This is a genomic window from Halorubrum sp. SS7 (assembly GCF_005435055.1).
In the GTDB taxonomy this organism is placed as follows: domain Archaea; phylum Halobacteriota; class Halobacteria; order Halobacteriales; family Haloferacaceae; genus Halorubrum; species Halorubrum salinarum.
Genome location: NZ_SGXV01000460.1, coordinates 1 through 330 on the forward strand (window position 1 = coordinate 1; position 330 = coordinate 330).

Below are 330 nucleotides of genomic sequence, written 5' to 3' on the forward strand. Positions count from 1 at the left end.
CGAGCCGTTCCAGCGGTGGTGGTAAGATGTACGTCGTGATGGTCTATGATCTTGAGGCCGAGCGGACACAGAAAGCACTCAAAATTGGTCGGCGGTATCTGACTCATGTCCAAAACTCCGTGCTCGAAGGCGAGATCTCTGAAGGTGATCTCACCAAGCTCAAAAATGAGATCGATGACCTGCTGAAACCCGGGGAGTCGACAATCATCTACGAGCTGTCTTCTGATACACTGCTCAATCGGACGGTCTACGGTGACGATCCAACTGAAGATCAGCGATTTCTGTAATCGACTCCGTCAACCCCCATGGGGGACACTGCCTATTGACGGT

The 330-nt window shown here is 52.1% G+C and carries 1 protein-coding gene; it reads left to right on the plus strand.

The genetic code is table 11. The features are described from left to right. Positions 1-26 precede the first annotated feature (26 nt). Positions 27-287, plus strand: a complete 261-nt coding sequence (cas2, locus tag EXE44_RS18790) for a CRISPR-associated endonuclease Cas2 (RefSeq protein WP_137692286.1) — start codon at positions 27-29, stop codon at positions 285-287. Positions 288-330: the final 43 nt, after the last annotated feature.